Source organism: Polaromonas sp. P3_B1 (assembly GCF_056402935.1).
Genome location: NZ_JBFUGK010000048.1, coordinates 24,465 through 40,438, shown reverse-complemented (window position 1 = coordinate 40,438; position 15,974 = coordinate 24,465). Strand labels below are relative to the sequence as shown.

At 64.0% G+C, this 15,974-nt stretch carries 15 protein-coding genes and 3 tRNA genes; 2 read left to right on the top strand and 16 right to left on the bottom strand.

Annotation, left to right across the window (positions count from 1 at the left end; genetic code table 11):
- The 4 genes from AC1DXS_RS22280 to AC1DXS_RS22265 form a co-directional block, all read right to left on the bottom strand.
- Window positions 1–144 (bottom strand): GTP-binding protein (locus AC1DXS_RS22280; protein ID WP_477664961.1); only part of this gene is annotated, 144 nt, incomplete at its 3' end.
- Between the two features lie 91 nt (window positions 145–235).
- Window positions 236–310, bottom strand: a tRNA-Thr gene (locus AC1DXS_RS22275).
- Window positions 311–403: 93 nt separating this feature from the next.
- Window positions 404–477 (bottom strand) — tRNA-Gly (locus AC1DXS_RS22270).
- Between the two features lie 100 nt (window positions 478–577).
- Window positions 578–663: transfer RNA gene (locus AC1DXS_RS22265), tRNA-Tyr, on the bottom strand.
- Window positions 664–743: 80 nt separating this feature from the next.
- Between AC1DXS_RS22265 and AC1DXS_RS22260 the strand changes: the two genes are divergently transcribed.
- Complete coding sequence (locus tag AC1DXS_RS22260; protein WP_477739631.1) at window positions 744–1,847, top strand: patatin-like phospholipase family protein; 1,104 nt, start codon at window positions 744–746, stop codon at window positions 1,845–1,847.
- Window positions 1,848–1,998: 151 nt separating this feature from the next.
- Here the strand turns inward: AC1DXS_RS22260 and AC1DXS_RS22255 are convergent, their stop codons facing one another.
- From AC1DXS_RS22255 to trpE, 8 genes are read right to left on the bottom strand one after another with little or no spacing between them, the layout of a single operon-like run.
- Window positions 1,999–2,703 carry a uracil-DNA glycosylase gene (locus AC1DXS_RS22255; protein ID WP_477739630.1) on the bottom strand — a complete coding sequence of 235 codons (705 nt, stop codon included), beginning with the start codon at window positions 2,701–2,703 and terminating at the stop codon, window positions 1,999–2,001.
- 18 nt (window positions 2,704–2,721) lie between these two features.
- A complete protein-coding gene (gene trpC / locus AC1DXS_RS22250) occupies window positions 2,722–3,528 on the bottom strand; it encodes an indole-3-glycerol phosphate synthase TrpC (protein ID WP_477739629.1) in 807 nt (268 codons plus the stop codon).
- Window positions 3,529–3,533: 5 nt separating this feature from the next.
- Entirely contained in the window at window positions 3,534–4,577 is a 1,044-nt protein-coding gene (gene trpD / locus AC1DXS_RS22245) for an anthranilate phosphoribosyltransferase (RefSeq protein ID WP_413328541.1), read from the bottom strand.
- Between the two features lie 49 nt (window positions 4,578–4,626).
- Window positions 4,627–5,277, bottom strand: a complete 651-nt coding sequence (locus AC1DXS_RS22240; RefSeq protein WP_477739628.1) for a LysE family translocator — start codon at window positions 5,275–5,277, stop codon at window positions 4,627–4,629.
- An 11-nt stretch (window positions 5,278–5,288) separates the two neighbouring features.
- Window positions 5,289–6,344 (bottom strand): low-specificity L-threonine aldolase, encoded by a 1,056-nt coding sequence (gene ltaE, locus AC1DXS_RS22235; RefSeq protein WP_477739627.1) that lies wholly within the window; start codon window positions 6,342–6,344, stop codon window positions 5,289–5,291.
- A complete protein-coding gene (locus AC1DXS_RS22230; protein ID WP_477739626.1) occupies window positions 6,341–6,922 on the bottom strand; it encodes an aminodeoxychorismate/anthranilate synthase component II in 582 nt (193 codons plus the stop codon). Before AC1DXS_RS22230 ends, ltaE begins: the two co-directional genes overlap by 4 nt.
- Before the next feature lie 3 nt (window positions 6,923–6,925).
- Window positions 6,926–7,246 carry a chorismate mutase gene (locus tag AC1DXS_RS22225; protein WP_477739625.1) on the bottom strand — a complete coding sequence of 107 codons (321 nt, stop codon included), beginning with the start codon at window positions 7,244–7,246 and terminating at the stop codon, window positions 6,926–6,928.
- A complete protein-coding gene (gene trpE / locus AC1DXS_RS22220; RefSeq protein ID WP_477739624.1) occupies window positions 7,243–8,742 on the bottom strand; it encodes an anthranilate synthase component I in 1,500 nt (499 codons plus the stop codon). Before trpE ends, AC1DXS_RS22225 begins: the two co-directional genes overlap by 4 nt.
- Before the next feature lie 482 nt (window positions 8,743–9,224).
- Between trpE and AC1DXS_RS22215 the strand changes: the two genes are divergently transcribed.
- Window positions 9,225–9,812: a chalcone isomerase family protein gene (locus tag AC1DXS_RS22215; protein WP_477739623.1), complete on the top strand. Its 588-nt coding sequence runs from the start codon at window positions 9,225–9,227 to the stop codon at window positions 9,810–9,812.
- Window positions 9,813–9,881: 69 nt separating this feature from the next.
- On the opposite strand, the gene gph is transcribed toward AC1DXS_RS22215, so the two are convergent.
- The 4 genes from gph to AC1DXS_RS22195 all read right to left on the bottom strand — a co-directional run bounded on the left by gph (window position 9,882) and on the right by AC1DXS_RS22195 (window position 15,972).
- On the bottom strand, window positions 9,882–10,532 hold the full coding sequence (gph, locus tag AC1DXS_RS22210) for a phosphoglycolate phosphatase (protein ID WP_477739632.1): 651 nt from the start codon (window positions 10,530–10,532) through the stop codon (window positions 9,882–9,884).
- Window positions 10,533–10,833: 301 nt separating this feature from the next.
- Complete coding sequence (locus tag AC1DXS_RS22205; RefSeq protein ID WP_477739622.1) at window positions 10,834–13,704, bottom strand: bpX6 domain-containing protein; 2,871 nt, start codon at window positions 13,702–13,704, stop codon at window positions 10,834–10,836.
- A complete protein-coding gene (locus AC1DXS_RS22200) occupies window positions 13,697–15,559 on the bottom strand; it encodes a hypothetical protein (RefSeq protein ID WP_477739621.1) in 1,863 nt (620 codons plus the stop codon). Before AC1DXS_RS22200 ends, AC1DXS_RS22205 begins: the two co-directional genes overlap by 8 nt.
- Window positions 15,556–15,972, bottom strand: coding sequence for a bpX5 domain-containing protein (locus tag AC1DXS_RS22195; RefSeq protein WP_477739620.1), 417 nt, complete (start codon window positions 15,970–15,972; stop codon window positions 15,556–15,558). Before AC1DXS_RS22195 ends, AC1DXS_RS22200 begins: the two co-directional genes overlap by 4 nt.
- Between the last annotated feature and the right edge of the window lie 2 nt (window positions 15,973–15,974).

Here is a 15,974-nt window from a genome sequence, read left to right as displayed (position 1 = left end):
GTCGTAGCCCTTGGCTTCGCCGCCGAACTTCGATGCCAGAACGGTCGTGATCGCCGCCGTCAGGGTCGTCTTGCCGTGGTCCACGTGGCCAATCGTGCCTACGTTGACGTGCGGCTTGGTCCGCTCAAATTTGCCTTTTGCCATTTTTCAACTCCAGAAATTTATAAAGAGTTACAAACCAATTAACGAACTACAGCCGGCGACAGCGCCTTGCACGCCGCGCCAGCTCAAAATATGGTGCCCTTTGCGGGAATCGGACCCGCGACCTCTCCCTTACCAAGGGAGTGCTCTACCACTGAGCCAAAAGGGCTTAAATTTTCAAAAGTCAGAAGACTTCAATCCCACCGCAATTCAACGCAAGACCAACCAACAGAACCTGCAACACCCCGAAACCGCAGCTTCTTGGAGCGGGAGACGGGAATCGAACCCGCGTCATTAGCTTGGAAGGCTAGGGTTCTACCATTGAACTACTCCCGCGCAGCTCTGCCAATTCAACTCACATCAAACCACTCACAGCCCAAAACCCGCTTTACGCGACTGCCTTGCGCCGTCCGCTTGCCAAAAATCAACAAAAATCTGGTGGATGAGGCTGGATTCGAACCAGCGTAGGCGTTAGCCAACAGATTTACAGTCTGCCCCCTTTAGCCACTCGGGCACCCATCCTTCAAGCGAACCTCGGATTATGCCACGGTTTTATGTCGGACGGAATCCCCGGGCATCCCAAAAAGCATTAAAAATACCTCATGAGCACCCCGCCCCCAATTCCCTCGCCGCCAGACCCATCCTCCCAGCGCCGGGTCAACCTGGCCCTGCAGGGCGGAGGCTCGCACGGCGCCTTCACCTGGGGCGTCCTGGACGCCCTGCTGCAGGACGAGCGCATCCAGTTTGACGGGATCAGCGGCGCCAGCGCGGGCGCGGTCAATGCCGTGGCGCTGGCGCACGGATTCGCCGTCGCCGCGCATAAAAACAGTGGAACGCCCAACCCCCGGGAAGCCGCCCGCGCATCACTGGCGCGCATCTGGCAGGGCGTGGCCGCCATGGGCAGCCTGGGCTCCATGGCCGACGGCATCAGCAGGATGCTGCTCGGTGGTTGGCCATCTGACAAAGTGAGCACAAACTTTTTCAGTAACGCCATGAACCAATGGCTCTCGCCCTACCAGTCCAATCCGCTGGACATCAACCCCCTGCGCAAGCTGCTGCAGGCCGAAATCGACTTTCCTGCCATCGCCGCCTTGCAGTTGCCCAAGGCTTTTGTGTCCGCGACCCATGTCAACACCGGCCAGGCCGAAATCTTTTCAGGCAAGCGCCTGACATTGCAGGCTGTGATGGCCTCCACCTGCCTGCCTACGTTATTCCAGGCGGTGGAAATTGGCGGCCAAGCCTACTGGGACGGCGGGTTTTCCAGCAATCCATCCCTGCTGCCCCTGATCAGCGAATGCAGCAGCCGCGACATCATCGTGGTGCAGATCAATCCTTTGCGGCGGCCCGAGGTGCCCCACACGCCGCACGACATCATGGACCGGGTGAACGAGCTGACCTTTAACGCAAGCCTGCTGTCGCAGATGCGCACCATCGATTTCATCAACCGCCTGCTGGCGGACGGACGTTTGCAGGAAGGCGCGAAGTACAAAAGCCTGCTGCTGCACCGTATCGACGGCGGCGAGGCGCTGGAGAACCTGCCGCCGTCGAGCAAGCTGTCTGCCGATGGGGCCATGATTGAGAAATTGTTTGAGATGGGCCAGGGCGCGGCCAAACGCTGGCTGCGCCGCCACTTTGAAGCGCTGGGCCTGCAAAGCACGGTCAATATCCGGCGTGACTATGTAGGCAGCCTCCCCCAGGAGTTCTAGCGGGGGCCCTCACAAAACCCTCCTGGCGTTGTTGCGCCGCCTAGCCAGGACCGCTTCGCCGGGTTTTGTGAGGCCCCCCGGCGGCTGCCTATCTATCTAGTGGGTTTTTAATGTTCCGCGCCGCGGCAACCATTTCACACCCACACGCCGGCTAGGGTTTCGGGTGCGCGTCGCGCCATTCCCGCGCCTGCGAGAAATGCCCGCAGCCGATAAAAGGCAAAGGCGGCCGCAGGGCCGACAGTGGCGAAGGATGGTTGGCCACCAGCACCTTGTGGCGCTTGGCATCAATCAGAGCCCGCTTGCTTTGGGCATGGGAGCCCCACAGCATAAAAACCACCGGGTGGTCGCCATCGGCCACCTGGCGGATCAGCGTGTCGGTCAGCACTTCCCAGCCTTTGCCGGCATGGCTGGCCGGCTGGCTTTCTTCCACCGTCAGGCACGTGTTGAGCAACAGCACGCCATGCGTAGCCCACTTCACCAGGCTGCCGCCGGGCACGGGAAACGCGGGGGGCGGCGTGCCCAGATCGCGCTGCAGCTCCTTGAAGATGTTGCGAAGCGAAGGCGGCAAAGCCACGCCGGGCGCGACGGAAAATGCCAGCCCCTCGGCCTGGCCCCGGCCGTGGTACGGGTCCTGGCCCAGGATCACGACGCGCACATCTTCGGAGGGCGTGAGTTCCAGCGCGCGCAGCGGCTGGGGCGGGAAGATCACCGCGCCTTGCGCGAGCCGGCCCTGCAGGAAATCCAGCAGCTTGCGGCCGGTGGGGGAAGCGAAAAAGGCCTCGGTGGTGGGACGCCAGCCGGGCGCCACCGGCCAGTCCGCAGGGTCCGCGCTCAGCAGTTGGTCCGGAGGGTTCATCTGCACCGCCTCCTGAATTTACTTACCGCCGAACAGCTGGGCCAGCGCCAGGCCCGGCTCGTCGGCGCGCATAAAGGCCTCGCCGACCAGGAAAGCGTTGACGCCGGCGTCCCGCAAGCGCTTCACGTCGGCCGGCGTGGCGATGCCGGACTCGGTGACCAGCAAGCGGTCCGTCGGCACCTGCGCAAGCATGCCCAGCGTGGTATCCAGGGAGACCTCGAAGGTTTTCAGGTTGCGGTTGTTGATGCCGATCAGCGGCGTCTTGAGCTTGAGCGCGCGATCCAGCTCAGCCTTGTCGTGCACCTCGACCAGCACCGCCATGTCCAGCGACATGGCCAGCGCCTCCAGCGACTTCATCTGCGCGTCGTCCAGGCAGGCCGCGATCAGCAGGATGCAGTCGGCGCCCATGACACGCGCTTCGTAGACCTGGTACGGGTCGACCATGAAGTCCTTGCGCAGCACCGGCAGGCTGCACGAGGCCCGGGCCTGCTTCAAGTAGTCGACGCTGCCCTGGAAGAACTGCTTGTCGGTCAGCACTGAAAGGCAGGCCGCGCTGAGCGTGCCGTCGCCTTCGGCATAACTTTGCGCGATGTCGGCCGGGATGAAGTCGGCGCGCAGCACGCCTTTGGACGGGCTGGCTTTTTTGACTTCGGCGATCACCGCGGGCTGGCCCGCCGCGATCTTGGCGCGCAGCGCGCCCACGAAGTCGCGCGTCAGCACGCGCGATTCGGCGTCTTCACGCATCACGGCCAAGGGTTTCTTGCGAATCGCTTCAGCGATTTCCTGCCGCTTGACGGCGATGATTTTGTCGAGGATGTCGGACATGGTGTTCAGGCCGCGAGTTGTTGGGTGGTGGAAACCAGTTGCTGCAAGCGGGCCTTGGCCGCGCCCGAGGCCAGAGCTTCACGGGCCAGGACTATGCCGGCCTTCATGGAGTCGGCCACATTGGCGGCGTACAGCGCCGCGCCGGCATTGAGGATCACGATGTCGCGCGCCGCGCCGGGCTGGTTGTCCAGCACGCCCAGCAGCATGGCCTTGGACTGCTCGGGCGTTTCCACGCGCAGCGCGCGGTTGCTGGCCATGGGCATGTCGAAGTCTTCGGGATGGATTTCGTATTCGGTGATTTCACCGTTTTTGAGTTCACCGACGACGGTGGCCGCGCCCAGGCTGACCTCATCCATGCCGTCCTTGCCGTAGACCACTACCGCATGCTCGGCACCCAGGCGCTGCAGGGCACGCACCTGTATACCCACCAGGTCGGAATGGAACACGCCCATCAGGATGTTGGGCGCGCCGGCCGGATTGGTCAGCGGGCCCAGGATGTTGAAGATGGTGCGCACGCCCAGTTCCTTGCGGATGGGGGCGACGTTTTTCATCGCCGGGTGGTGGTTGGGCGCGAACATAAAGCCCACGCCGACCTGTTCTATGCATTTGGCGATGGCTTCGGGCGAAAGGCCGATATGGATGCCCAGCGATTCGATCACGTCGGCGCTACCGGACTTGCTGCTGACGCTGCGCCCGCCGTGCTTGCTGACCTTGGCGCCTGCCGCCGCGGCCACAAACATGGAGCAAGTGGAAATATTGAAGGTGTGCGAACCGTCGCCGCCGGTGCCAACGATGTCAACCAGGTGGGTCTTGTCGGCCACATGGACCTTGGTGGAGAACTCGCGCATCACCTGCGCGGCGGCGGTGATCTCACCTATGGTTTCTTTTTTGACGCGCAGGCCGGTGATCAGCGCGGCCATCATCACGGGCGACATCTCGCCGCTCATGATGAGCCGCATGATGTGCAGCATCTCGTCATGAAAGATTTCGCGGTGCTCTATGGTGCGCTGCAGCGCTTCCTGCGGGGTGATTTTGTGGGTATGGGGCATGGCTTGTCTCGCTTCCTGGTGCTTCTTTTACGGGACTGGATGGGATGGCTCAGTTCGCGGGATTATCGGTAAAGGCGAGCTTGAGGCCGAAGGCAATGAACATCGCACCGGCCGCGCGGTCCAGCCAGTGCATGCCGCGCTGCACGGCATCGCGTTTGGCCATCCAGGCGGCCACCAGCGCCCAGCCCGAATTCACCGGGATGGCATTCAGGTTGAACAAGACACCCAGCAGCACAAAAGCCAGGGCTTTGTTGTCGGCGTCAGGGGCGATGAACTGCGGCACAAAGGCGAGGAAAAAAATCGCCACCTTGGGATTCAGGACATTGGTCCAGAAGCCCCCCATGAAAACCGCTTTCAGGCGCCGTTCCGGCTGGGCCGCAGCCGCAGCGACGAGGTCGGTGGTGGCCTGCGGCGCTTTGGACAACAGGATCTTCGCGCCTATCCACAACAGGTAGGCCGCGCCCATCCACTTGAGCACGGTAAAGGCAAGGGCCGAAGTGGCCAGCAACGCGCCGACGCCTACGGCCGCCGCGAAGATGTGGACAAAACAGCCGGCTGTAATACCCAGGCCGGCCACGATGCCGGCGCGCGCGCCTGAACGCAGCGAGTTGGTCACGATGTACAGCACGTCGGGGCCCGGCGTCAGGTTGAGCAGCCAGCCGGCCGCGATAAACAGCAACAAGTGTTGAAAATCAGGCATGGCTTTGTCCTTTAAGCCTTGATATGGAAGAACTGCCGGATGGCGGCCACGGCGCGGTCCACGCCGGCGGCGTCTACATCAAGGTGCGTCACAAAACGCAGCCGGTACAAGCCCGTGGCCTGTATGCCCTGGCTGCCCAGGTGCTTGAGCAGGGCTGCGGACTGCTCGCGCGCCGCGCCCGTCAGGTCCACAAACACGATGTTGGTTTGCGGCACTTCGACCTGCAGGCCCTCGATGCCGGCCAGGCCGTCGGCCAGTTGCCTGGCCAGCGCATGGTCCTGGGCGAGGCGCCCCACGTGATGGTCCAGCGCGTGCGAAGCCGCCGCGGCCAGCATGCCGGCCTGGCGCATGCCGCCGCCGGCCATCTTGCGGATGCGGTGCGCCCGCGCGATGAACTCGCGCGAACCGCACAGCGCCGAACCGACAGGCGCGCCCAGGCCCTTGCTGAAGCAGACGGACACACTGTCGAAACAGCCGGCGATACGTTTGGCTTCGGCCAGAGCGCTGCTTCCCGTTTGCGCGGCCTGCGCGACGGCGGCGTTGAACAGCCGCGCGCCGTCAAGGTGGCGGGCCAGGCCGTGTTTTTTCGCGAGTGCGGTGGCCTGCTGCACATAGTCGAAAGGCAGCAGCTTGCCGCCCAGGGTGTTTTCCAGCGCCAGCAGGCGTGTGCGCGCGAAATGCGCGTCGTCGGGCTTGATCGCCGCCTCAATCTCGGACAGGGCCAGCGTGCCGTCGGTATGGTGGTTCAGCGGCTGTGGCTGCACGCTGCCGAACACCGCGGCGCCGCCGCCTTCCCAGCGGTAGCAATGCGCCATCTGGCCGACGATGTACTCGTCGCCGCGCTGGCAGTGGCTCAAGATGGCGCAGAGGTTACTCTGCGTGCCGGTGGGCACAAACAGCGCGGCTTCAAAGCCCAGCAGGCCGGCGATCTTTTCCTGCAGCGCATTGACGGCGGGGTCGTCGCCGAACACGTCGTCGCCCAGCGGCGCGGCCAGCATGGCCTCGCGCATGGCGGCGGTCGGCCGGGTCACGGTGTCGCTGCGTAAATCCACAAAAGCCTGGCTCATGCGCTTTGCTCCAGGAAATTTTTCAGCATGGCATGGCCGTGCTCGGTCAGTATCGATTCAGGATGGAATTGCACGCCCTGGATGGGCAGCTCCTTGTGGCGCACGCCCATGATCTCACCGTCATCCGTCCAGGCTGTGACAGCCAGGGCCTTGGGGCACGATGCCTTGTCAATCGCCAGCGAGTGGTAGCGGTTGACGACGAACTGCTCGGGCAAGTTGGCGAATACGCCCTCTTGCGTGGTGGTGATCACGCTGGTCTTGCCGTGCATGAGCTGCTGGGCGCGGATGATGTTTCCGCCGAAGGCCGCACCTATGCTCTGGTGGCCCAGGCAGACGCCCAGGATGGGCAGCTTGCCGGCGAAATGCTGGATCGCCGCAACCGAGATGCCGGCTTCGGCCGGCGAGCACGGCCCGGGCGAGACCACCAGCAGGTCGGGCGCGCGGGCGGCGATGTCCGCCACGCTGATTTCGTCGTTGCGAAACACTTCGACCTCGGCGCCCAGTTCACCGAAGTACTGGACGATGTTGTAGGTAAAGCTGTCGTAGTTGTCGATCATCAAGAGTTTGCTGCGCTTCATGGCTCAGGCCTTTCCGCGCAGGCGTTGGAACTCGCCGCGCTCAAAGTCAATGGATGCGGCGATCATGGCGCGGTAAGCCGCTTCCATGACGGCCTCGGGAGCACCGGCTTCGCGGGCCTGGGCGCGTACGCGGTCCACGATGAACTCGATGCGCGCGTTGTCGACGATCTCGCCAGCGTGTTGCTTGATGCGCGCCGCCTGCGCGACGTAAGCGCTGCGCTCTGCGACCAGCGCCACGATGCGGTCGTCGAGCGCGTCGATGTTGCGGCGCACGTCGGCCATGGTGTGGCAGTGTTCGATGGATGGGTAGGTGGCCGCGCTCATTCGAGGCCCTCCTCGACGAGCTCGGACGCCCGCAGCAACGCGCGCGCCTTGGCTTCTGTCTCTTTCCATTCGAGCTCGGGCACCGAGTCTGCCACCACGCCGGCCGCCGCCTGCACATACAGCGTCTGGTCCTTGATGATGCCGGTGCGTATCGCAATCGCCACGTCCATATCGCCGGCATAGCTGAGGTAGCCGCAGGCGCCGCCGTAGAGGCCGCGCTTGGTGGGCTCGAGCTGGTCGATGATTTCCATGGCATGGACCTTGGGCGCACCGGTCAGCGTACCGGCCGGAAAGGTGGCTTTGAGCACGTCCATGCTGGTCATGCCGTCCAGCAGCACGCCTTCGACATTGCTCACGATGTGCATCACGTGGCTGTAGCGCTCGACCGCGAAGGCTTCGGTGACCTTGACCGTGCCGGTCTTGGCGATGCGGCCTATGTCGTTGCGCGCCAGGTCTATCAGCATGACATGCTCGGCGCGCTCCTTCGGGTCGTTGACGAGTTCGTGCTCGACGGCCTTGTCGGCCTCGGGCGAGGATGCGCGCGGGCGGGTGCCGGCCAGCGGGCGAATCGTGATCTTCTGGCCTTCCGCCACCCTCTCCTGCCGCACCAATATCTCGGGCGACGCGCCCACCACATGGAAATCTCCGAAGTGGTAGTAATACATGTAGGGCGAAGGATTGAGGGAACGCAATGCACGGTAGAGGCTGAGCGGCGACTCGGTGTAGCGCTTCTTGATGCGCTGCCCCACCTGCACCTGCATGAAGTCGCCGGCTTCAATCAGGCGCTTGGCTTTTTCCACCGCGGCGATGTAGTCGGCCTTGGCGAAATCGCGCTCGGCCGGGTAGCCCTGCGAGGGCTTGACCACCGGGGCGCTGACCGAGTACTTGAGCTTTTCCTTGAGCTCGCGCAGGCGCTTCTTGGCGGTGGCGTAGGCCTCCGGCTGGGCCGGGTCGGCGTAGACGATCAGGTAGAGCTTGCCCGAGAGGTTGTCGATCACCGCCAGCTCTTCGCACTGCAGCAGCAGGATGTCGGGACAGCCCAGGGTGTCGGGCGGACAACTGGCTTCGAGTTTTTTCTCGATGTGGCGCACCGCGTCGTAGCCGAAATAGCCGGCCAGGCCGCCGCAGAACCGCGGCAGGCCGGGACTTAGCGCGACCTTGAAGCGCTTCTGGTAGTCAGCGATGAAGTCCAGGGGGTTGAGCCCCGAGGTTTCCACGACCCGGCCGTCCGTCACCACCTCGGTGAGGCGGTCTGCGCCGAAGCCCGATGCGCGCACCAGCGTGCGGGCCGGCAGGCCGATAAAGCTGTAGCGGCCAAAGCGTTCGCCGCCGACGACGGACTCCAGCAGGAAGCTGAATTTGCCGCCGTCCTTGGAGTGGGCGAGCTTGAGGTACAGGGAAAGCGGCGTCTCAAGGTCGGCAAACGCCTCCGCCATCAGGGGAATGCGGTTGTAGCCCTGGCCGGCCAGGCTTTTAAATTCGAGTTCAGTGATCACGGTAAATCCTTCGCTAGGGGGCCAAGCGCCTTGGGGCGCGGCCGCCAGTCATTCACACACCCCGAAGACCGGGGCCGGGATGCACCGCCGGGTTGCGGGGCATCGATGGAAGAGGGGAAAGGGGGTGCCGCAGAACCTGCGGCGGTTGTGCGGACCGATGGCAGCGTCTTGACGTGCCGGCCGCATGCGCTTCAGGCGTGCGAGAAATGACAGGTACGCCAGGGCCAGGCTCCCCGGTCGCCACAACCTGTTTGAATGATGCGATGAATAAACATGTAGAGCAAAGTGTAGCAAAGACCGAGGCCGGCCCGGTTAAAGGACGCGGGAAATAAAAGCTGGGCCGGGCCCGGTTGGCTCTGCTAACAGGTCCTAGTACTAATGCTTATCTCGCAAACCCTCTTGCGAGGGGCCGCCGTGGAACTCGAAAATAGGGGATAAAAACGAACGCTCGTTCTATTCCAACCACTCTTTGGAGACAGCCCATGACTTTGACAACGCGATGCATCGCGGGCCTGGCCGGCCTGGTGCTCTCATTCGGCACCTTTGCCGCACCAATGGAGGTGTCGGGCGTCAAGCTCGACGACCCGGTCGAGGTTCACGGCACCAAGCTCCAGCTCAATGGGGCGGGCATTCGCTACAAGGCGGTGTTCAAGGTCTACGTGGCCGGGATGTACCTGCCCAAAAAAGCCACCACCCCGGAAGAGGTCTACACCATGGCCGGACCCAAGCGCATCAGCATCACCCTGCTGCGCGAGATTGATTCCAACGAACTCGGCAAGAGCTTCACCACCGCCTTCACCGAAAACGCGCCCAAGGCGGAAATGTCCAAACTGATTCCCGGCCTCATCAGGATGGGCCAGGTCTTTGCCGACCAGAAGAAGCTGGTGGCCGGCGAAGGCTTCACCATCGACTGGATTCCCGGCACCGGCACCGTGATCTCCGTCAAAGGCAAACCGCAAGGCGAGCCCTTCAAGGAAGTCGAATTTTTCAACGCCCTGGTGCGTATCTGGCTGGGCCCGCAGCCCGCCGACTGGAAACTCAAGGACGCGATGCTGGGTAAAACCAGCTAAAGGTTCGCGGGCTTTCACGCGGTCAACGGGGCGAAAGCCCCGTTGCCGTTTGTGCCGCCGCATTGCGTGTCATCTCTGAAAACGCAGTTCTGCCAGCGAATCGACAAAGCCGTCGGCGTCGACTTCGCGCACCGGTTCGCCATGGTTGTAGCCATAGGTCACCAGCAGCACCGGGCACCCCGCCGCGCGCGCGGCCCGGGCGTCATTGCTGGAGTCTCCAACCATCAGGGTGCGCGCGGGCTCGGTGCCCAGCGCCTCGCAGGTCTTGAGCAAGGGCAAGGGATCGGGCTTCTTGCGCTCGAACGAATCGCCGCCAAACACCTCACTGAAAAAACCGTCAAGGCCCTTGAGCTTGAGCAACTGGCGCGCCATGGCCAGCGGCTTGTTGGTCAGGCAAGCCAGCTTGAGCCCGGCCTGCTGCAGGGCACGCAAGCCTTCCAGTCCTCCGGGGTACACCGTCGAGTGCAAGCCATTGATCGTGGCGTAATGCCGCTGGTAGCTCGCCATGGCGTCGGCATAGCGCTCGGGCATATCCGCCCCGGCATGCGCCAGCACCGCCCTCACAAGATTCTCTGAGCCCTTCCCGACCATACGACCGACGGTCGCCGCATCCAGTTGCAGCGGCACCTGGCCCGGCTTGCGCAATTCGGCCAGCATGGCGTTCACGGCGGCCACGAAGTCGCCCAGGGTGTCAACCAATGTGCCGTCGAGGTCCACCATGGCGGCATCGAAGCTGCCTTGGTTCAAGGTAATAGAGTTCAAATCAAAGTAATAGAGTTCAAAATGCGGCGGTCGCTCAATGAGTGTTGGTGCCAGTTCCAGTTTGATCACTTTCAGCAGTTTGTGCCGATGATGAACTGACCAGTGCTGTCATTGAGAAAACCCTGGTCACTCTGAAACTGGCACACCTGGTCAATTTCGCGTCGGCGGCCACAGTCTATATGCCGAACCAGGCATCGATAGCACACGCCGGATATGCTGGTAGTACTACCAAAGCGGCAGCAAACTGTTATGCACGGCACTACGTCAGGGTCATGGATCTTGCCACGCTGCTCGTAGTGTCGATGGACCACAGCCGTCCTTGCGCATCGAACACCAGGCAGTGCCCGGCGCTCAGGCGGATCTGGGGTTGGGCCTGTGCCGGCCAGTCCAGCTTGGAGCGCACCTGACCATCACTCAGCGACACCACAACCACCTGGCTGCGTGTGTGCCCGCTGACACACAGCAACAACCACGATGCGTCGACGACCGCGTGCACCTCGCCGGTGAGTTCGGCATGGCCCGCAAACGGTTCCAGCGCAAAGGTGCGGGTGTGCAAGCGATAGCTCACGCAGGCACGACCCTGGTCGTCCGGTGCCAGGGTGATGTCGATCACACCGCCGTTGGGGTAGAGCACGCGCAAGGCGGTGTGGGGTAGTCGCTGGGGCATGGTTTCGCCGCGCGCCAGCAGGCGGCGCAATGGCAGGCCATAGCGCCACAGCTCCAGGTTGCCCTGTTGATCTTCCAGCACCAGTTGCTCCACATGGGCGTTGACCGACAGCCCCCGGACCTGCCCGGGCAGATCGGCTACTTGCCACAATACCTCCTGAAGTCCATGCTGGGTGTCGAGCACGCGCAATCGTGTGCCGCTGGCCACTGTCCAGGCAATGCCGTCAAATTCGGTGGCCACATGGGCCAACTCGGCCATGCCCAGGTCCTGGACCTGGCGTTTGGCCAGGTCCAGCCGGCTCACCCGCGAGACGCGGTCGCGCTGCGCCAGCACCAGCGCCATTTGGCGGGTGTGGGCAATCACAATGCGCTCGGCAGGTACGGCAAAGCGCGCCGTGATACGGCCGTGGCGGTCGACGATGGCTGCACCGGCTTCGCCCAGTGCCACCAGGTGGCGTCCGTCGTCCAGAGGCACTGCATCCAGAATCGCAAGGCTACCGGCGTCAGGGCACTGGCCCAGCATCGTGGTTTTTGTCAGTCCCAGTCCTTGCGGGGTCACCGCTGGCAGCGCCGCGTTGGGCAGGTCCGCCTGCAGCCAGGGGTCGGCAGCCAGCGTCACCAGGCGCTGCAGGTCGGTCTTGGTCAGGCGGCCGTGGCGGGCCTGGTCGGCCAAGACCGCCGGCAGCACGATGCGTGCAAGTTGCTTCACCTGTGCCGGCCGTTCATTCAGCGCCAGCAATGCCTGAGCCACTGCATGGCGCTCGTCCTGGCACGCGGGGTCGTCGCGCAAGGTTTGCAGGCGCTGCGCGCAGTCGACCCAGGTTTCGGGCAACAGCACAGCGCGTTTGACGAGCGCCCGTGCACCGAGCTGTCCTTCGGCGGATTCGGCGGTCAATAGCCACTGCGTGGCGCGCGCGCGCTCGGCGGCAAGCGGCCACATGGCGTCCACCGCGCCTAGCCAGTCACCCCCTGCGGCCAGAGTCTGCGCCCATTCCTGGCGCAGGCGCGCTGCGGCGTCTGGCCAGCGTTTTTCCAGCTGCAACACTGCATGGCTAAACGCTTTGTCTCGCCGCGCCACCGCCAGTGCCATGCGCCAATCCCCCGCCAGACAGTGCATGCGCACGATCACATCGGCCGCACAATCCCAGGCCAGCGCGAGTTCCGCAGCTTGTTGGTAGCGCCCATGCTTTTCCAGGTAGTCCAGCGCCTCCTGGCGCGACTTGAGCAGCTCGGCCAGCACGAAAACCGCCTCGTCGACCCGTCCGGCGCGGTCCAATTTCTCGAAGGTCTGGCGGTACAGCTGGCGCAGATGGGCATCCAGGTCGGCGCCAAAGCTGATGCTCGTCGCTGCAGCATTGCTTCGGTTCAGCGAAAGATCGTTGCGCGCGCTGGGCGTTCCAAAAGCCTGCCCCAGCGACTGGCTATCGACCCCCAAGGGAATGGCGTGGCGCAGGGCTTCGTCGAGTTGACCCGATTCGAATAGATCCAGCATTTTGCGCACATAGGCAGCTTGGCGGCGCCCCAGCAGCTGTGACAGTTGGATGGTGATGGCCAGACGGGCCAGTCGTTGGCGCCAGACCTGCGGCATGAACGACCCCTTGGCGCGCTCTGGCAAGGTAAACGGTGGCTTGCCGCCAGCGCGTGCCACGGGCGATGCCGTCGCTGGGGGCGCGGGTGTGGAGTTCCAGGAGGTGCCACTGCGCAGGCCACGGCGCAGAAACAGCGCCAGCAGCACAAAGCCGATCAACTTGAGCAAGCCGACACTGACAAGGCCCGAGCCGTTGAACAGCATCGCCACCAGCAAGACCACCAACAGAACGGCAACCCACGGTGGCCAGCGAAAGACGGATCGCGGTGACGCGCCAAGGCCCGGCGGGCGTGTCGAATCCACGGCGTTGCCGGTTTGGCGATTGGCCATGGCGGCAAGAAATTCGCGTTGCGCTTCGGTGGGCGCGCCAACGCGGCCGTTCAACACATCGCGCACGTCGCGTGCCGCCGTTGGCAACAGGCTGATCGCGACGGGCAGCGTCGCACTGCAGTCATAGGTGTCGTGCAGGGCCAGGCTGTCGACGGCCAGCCACTGCGCCGGGTCCACCGGTCGGGCGTCGCGCACATGCAGTGTGCAGACCTGCGCACCTACCACCAGCCACACATCGGCCGCCGGTAAGGCCGCCGCCTCCTGTGGCGTCAGCGGTGCCGAGCACAGCGTTTGCCCTTGCTGGCGCAGTGGCCAGCCGCCCAGCGACTCGCATTGCAACTCCCGAACCGCAGCAAAGCGCAACAGGTCCCCCTGCGCGAATCGCCACACCGTAGCACCGGGCTGCCAGTGCGCCAGCACCCGTTGGCTGCGCTGTGCTTCATCCAGCCAGTCGTTGGGAAACCAGAGTCCGGCCACCGGCTGGTGACCGAGCAACAGAGGGTGGCGCACACCGGCCGAGGTCACGGTGTCGTCTGCTTCAGCCATGGATTGCGTCCGATTCGGGTGTCGTGGCGCCGCTGTGCACGACCAGGCGCAACACCTTGTCCGCCAGCGAGTACACGTGCAGTGCGCGATCCGCAGTGAGCATCGCCGTCAGACCTGTGTTGGGGCACACGCTGATCCGCGCAATGGCCGATGTCAGCGTGAGCAGCGGTTCGGCACCGGTGCTTGTGTGTAGTGCAAGATCATGGCGGTTGCTGGCCTGCACCACCAGTGCGTAATCGCCCGACGACGCTATCTGCACCAACCCAACCGCCTTGGCACCCGGGGCCAGTTCAATCTGCCAGCGCTCATGGGGCACGTCAACGGCTGTTGATCCGTACTGTACCTGCCAGAGTTCAGGTGCATCTACTGCCGACGTGCGCACCGCACAGCCACCAAACCCCTTGTTCCAGCGCAGTCCTCCGGTCAACAACACTTTGGTCTGCTTGTCAGGGCTCAAACTCAGTTGGTGGGTAATTTGCTCGCGACCATGGGACCCTGCAAAGCGAACCCACAGCTGTTCCTTTTCGCGGCTCACATAGACCAGGCGATGGTCGTCCACGGGTGCCATGGCCAGCAGCCCATGGTCCAGAATCATCGGGCCGCGACGCGCATCGGGAACACTTTTGTGTTGGTGTACGCCGACCCAAAAAACCAGGCGGCCCGCGCTGTCCTGCACAAACAGGCGCGAATGGCTGGCATCGCGCTGCCAGATGCACGGCAACAAGGAGCCGCGCCCCGGTGGCGCGTCAAACGCTTGTTTTAGTGGCCGCGGCTGCGTACCCAGCGCCTGGTTTTGCCAGAAGTACAGCTGCTCTTTTTGGCTTAGCACTGCGGTAAACGACTTGCCGCAGAATGCCGCGCATAGCAGTTCGGCGCCTTTTCCCCAGTGTTGCTGCTTGTGCTTTCCGCGCTTACGTTCGCCTTGGGGTGGTATGCGAAAAATCATGGCCCCTGCCTGATCCAATAGCGGCACCGTGACCAGCAATCCATTGGGCGCGATGATGGGTGCAAACTTCAATGACAGGCGGTCCGACCGTTGCTCGTGCGCCCGGGCTGACGCTTCGGGGAAGAATTGGCCGCGCAGCAAGCGCGCGGCCGGTTGTGCGGGCGGCAAGGGGACTTGCATGGCGCGTGCCGCAGAACCGGTGCGCAAGGCAACCTCCAGCATGTCGCCGTTTAAACCCGCGCGTATCTGTACCGTGTGTGATGGTGGCCTGGCTTGCGCACGTGCGCCGCCCACCGCGTGACCCATCAACCAGGTTTCGCCTACGCCGGTTGCGTTGGCCTCCAGCCACTGCGTCCATTGCGTCCACTGTGCATCTCCCGCCACGTCAAAGCTGCGCGTGCGCAACATGTGTTTGAGCTGCTCGGGCGTGTTTGCGTCATGCCACTGGCCGGGTTGGTGCAGGGCACCCCAGCGCAATGCTCCACCGGCTTCCTGAGCCCGGCGGGCCAGCAAAATCCACAGGGCCAGGTGCGCCAGGCGCGGTGCACCCAACTGCCACGGCCCGGTATCGAAGATCGCGACGATGAGCTTGTCGGCATGCATGGCCCGGGGCCGCGGTGCCAGAAACAGGTGCTCGCCACCGGCTGCGCGGCGCAGGAACTCGTCTGGCAATTCAGTCGCCAGCAACCACTCACTGGACAACAGCCGCTCATACGATCCCCGTCGACGCAAGTCCTCCACGCCATCGGGCTCGGCCACACCGCCTTGGCGGCGACCTTGAAAGCGCCCCAACAGGGGGTGCATGCGGCGCAGCACGTCGCCCACGGCGGCGGCCAGTTCAGGTGCAAACCACGTCAGCCAGGGGTGCCAGGCTTGTAGCGAAGGCGGTAGCGTCATCGCGTCGCTCACGGCCGCCTCCGCCGCGCACCCCAATGCTCGCCAACGCGCAGTAGATGTTCTTCGGACAACGGGAGCTGGCGGTCCAGTGGCACGATGGCCGCTGGCGCGGGCCACAGTAGCAAGGTGCCACGGGGATGGCGTCGCAGCAGGGCCTGCGACAACAGGTCGCCCGGCACGTCAGGCTGGACCAGGGTGGGCAACCACAGCGCTGGGGCTTCGGCACAGGGCGCGGCATACGCAGCCCCGTCTACCCATGGCAAGTCCGCGGTCTGGCCACTCACCACCAGCACGTCGCGGCTGGCCGTACCCTGCAAGCGCATCAAGTGTTCTGCCGACAAGGCGCACAGACGCGCGTGCAGCCGCACCGCGTTGTCGCCCCAAGCAACGACGGCCAAGGGCACTACCGGATGCGTGCGGCGCATCC